A 2,713-nucleotide genomic window follows, 5' to 3' on the forward strand; every position below is an offset into this window, starting at 1 on the left:
CCGCCCGGCCCCCCCCCCCCTCCCCCTCGCGGGGGGGCTTCCCCCCCCCCACCCCCCCCCCCGGCGGCGGCCCCCCCTGGACCTGCGCTCAGCCGCGCTGCAGGGCGCGGCGGAGGATGTGGAGGGTTTCCTCGATCATCGGCGCCGTGACGTTCAGATGCGTGCAGGCACGGATGCGGCCGCCGAGCATCGAAAGCTGCACGCCCTGCATCCGCATCCGCCCGACCAGCTCCGCCGCGCCGAGGCCGGTGCCGGACGGATCGAAGAACACCAGGTTGGTGTCGGGGGCTTCCACCTTCACGCCGGGAATCTGCGCCAGGCCACGCGCCAGCGCCTTGGCGTTGGCATGATCCTCGGCCAGCCGCGCCACGTGGTGGTCGAGCGCATGCAGGCAGGCGGCGGCGCAGATTCCGGCCTGGCGCATCGAACCGCCCAGGCGCTGCTTCCAGCGCCAGGCGTCGTCGATGAAGTCCCGCGTGCCGCAGAGCACGGCGCCGAGCGGCGCACCGAGCCCCTTGGTGAAGTCCAGCCAGACGCTGTCATAGCCCGCCGCCATCTCGGCGGCCGGGAACCCGGCGGCCACGCAGGCATTCATCAGCCGCGCGCCGTCCATATGCGTGGCCAGACCGTTCTCCTTCGCGATGGCCGCGATCGCATCCAGCGTCGCCTTCGGCCAGACCGCGCCGCCGCCGATATTCGCGGTCTGCTCCACCGCGACCAGCCGCTGCGTCGGCGTGTGGCGCGACTTGCCGCGGATATGGGCGCGCAGTTGCTCCGGCGAGAACATGCCGCGCGCACCCGTCAGCGGCAGGATCTGGAAGCCGCCGAGCGCGGCATGCGCGCCGCCCTCGCTGGTGAGGATATGCGCGGTCTCATGCGCGATGATCTCGTCGCCCGGCCGGCAATGCGTCAGCGTCGCGGCGACGTTGCACATGGTGCCGGAGGGCATGAAGACCGCCGCCTCCTTCCCCATCAGCGCGGCCATCCGGTCGCAGAGCGCGTGCACCGTGGGATCGTCGCCATGCTGCTCGTCGCCGAGTTCCGCCCGCATCATCGCCTCCTTCATGGCGGCGGTCGGCAGGGTCTGCGTGTCGGAATAGAGGTTGATGCGGACGGGGGGCGCACCCGCGGGCGGGCGCTGAGGGGCGTAAACCATTGTCTCTCACGGCATCGGGCGTTGGCGCAGGGCAACCTGCCAGGGAACCGGGCGCGATGCTAGGATGCGGGGCGCAGCTTCAACGGCGCAGCGCGGGAGCGGAACGATGCACAACCCCCTGACGGTGCTGGCCGAGCACGCCGCCGGATGGCGCGACCGCCCGCTCTCCGCCGGGCTCGAACGCCATGCGCGCCGGGCGCTGGTGGACTGGTTCGCCTCGCTCCTGGCGGGCTGCGCGCATCCGCCGGCGACGCTGATGGCCCGCGCCCTGCCCGCCGGCACCCCGGAAGGCGGCGCGGCGATCTGCTACGTGGATGGCCGCCCCTCCGACATCCGCCGCGCCGCGCTGCTCAACGGCACGGCGAGCCACACGGTCGAGTTCGACGACATCTATCGCGACGCGGGCTATCACCCGGCCTGCCCGACCATCCCGGCGGCCCTCGCCGCGGCGCAGGCGCGGGGCGCGGACATGGCCGCGCTGCTGCGCGCGATCGTCGCGGGCTACGAGGTCTCCTGCCGCATCGGCCTGGCGGTGCAGCCGAGCCATTACCGCTACTGGCACACCACCGGAACCGTCGGCACCTTCGGCAGCGCCGCGGCGACGGCGGTGCTGCTGGGCTGCGACGCGGCGCGCACGGCGCATGCGCTGGCCACCGCGGCGACGATGGCGAGCGGTCTGCAGCAGGCCTTCCGCGGCGCCGGCATGAGCAAGCCCCTGCATGCCGGCCACGCCGCCGAGGCCGGCACACTGGCCGCGCTCGCCGCCGAGGCCGGCGTGACCGGCGCGCTCGACGTCCTGGACGGCCCGATCGGCTTCGCCGCCGCGACCAGCGAGGATCGCGGGAAGTGGGAGAAGGCGCTGGCGGGCCTCGGCGAAACGCCGGTGATCGAGGCCATCACCTTCAAGAACCATGGCTGCTGCGGACACATCTTCGCCGGCCTCGACGGGCTGCGCGAGCTGCAACGCCAGGCGGGTTTCGGCGCGGCGGATGTGGAGGCGATCCATGTCGGCGGCTACGGCCCCACCAAGGACATCTGCGACCGCCCCGTTGCGACGACGGAGCAGGAGGCGCGCTTCAGCATGCAGTACTGCGCGGCGGCGCTGCTGCTGCTCGGCGGCGTCCGTCTCGCCGCCTTCGCGCCGGAGCGGCTCACCGATCCCGACATTCTCGCGCTGATGCCGCGGGTGAGCGTCAGCCTCGATCCCGAACTGGCGGATGCCTATCCGCAGCAGCGCGCGGCGCGCGTGACGGTGCGGCTGAAGGACGGGCGCGCGCTTCAGCACTTCCAGCCCACGCGCAAGGGCGATCCCGACATGCCGCTGAGCGACGACGAGCTGTCGGAGAAGTTTTTCGAGCTTGCCGCGCCCGCGGTCGGGGATGCGACGGCGCGGCAGGTGCTGGATGCGCTGTGGACGAGCGACCGCCTGCCGGGCGCGATCGCGCTGAAGGCGACGTAGCGCGGCCCCCACCCCGACCCTCCCCCGCACGCGGGGGAGGGAGGAGAGCGGGTGCGGCCGGCATCAGCTTACGATGGTCTCGCCCTCGGGTTCACGGA

Annotated in this window: 2 protein-coding genes; one reads left to right on the forward strand and one right to left on the reverse strand. The window is 73.1% G+C overall.

The window, feature by feature from the left end; translation table 11 throughout:
* Positions 1-88: 88 nt before the first annotated feature.
* Positions 89-1,156: a threonine aldolase family protein gene (locus AC1MIR_RS18425; protein ID WP_480029650.1), complete on the reverse strand. Its 1,068-nt coding sequence runs from the start codon at positions 1,154-1,156 to the stop codon at positions 89-91.
* Between the two features lie 106 nt (positions 1,157-1,262).
* Here AC1MIR_RS18425 and AC1MIR_RS18430 point away from each other — a divergent pair, with 106 nt between their 5' ends.
* Positions 1,263-2,615 (forward strand): MmgE/PrpD family protein, encoded by a 1,353-nt coding sequence (locus AC1MIR_RS18430; RefSeq protein WP_480029651.1) that lies wholly within the window; start codon positions 1,263-1,265, stop codon positions 2,613-2,615.
* The last annotated feature ends 98 nt before the right edge of the window (positions 2,616-2,713 follow it).

The sequence above is a fragment of the Falsiroseomonas sp. RANM36 genome, assembly GCF_056682175.1.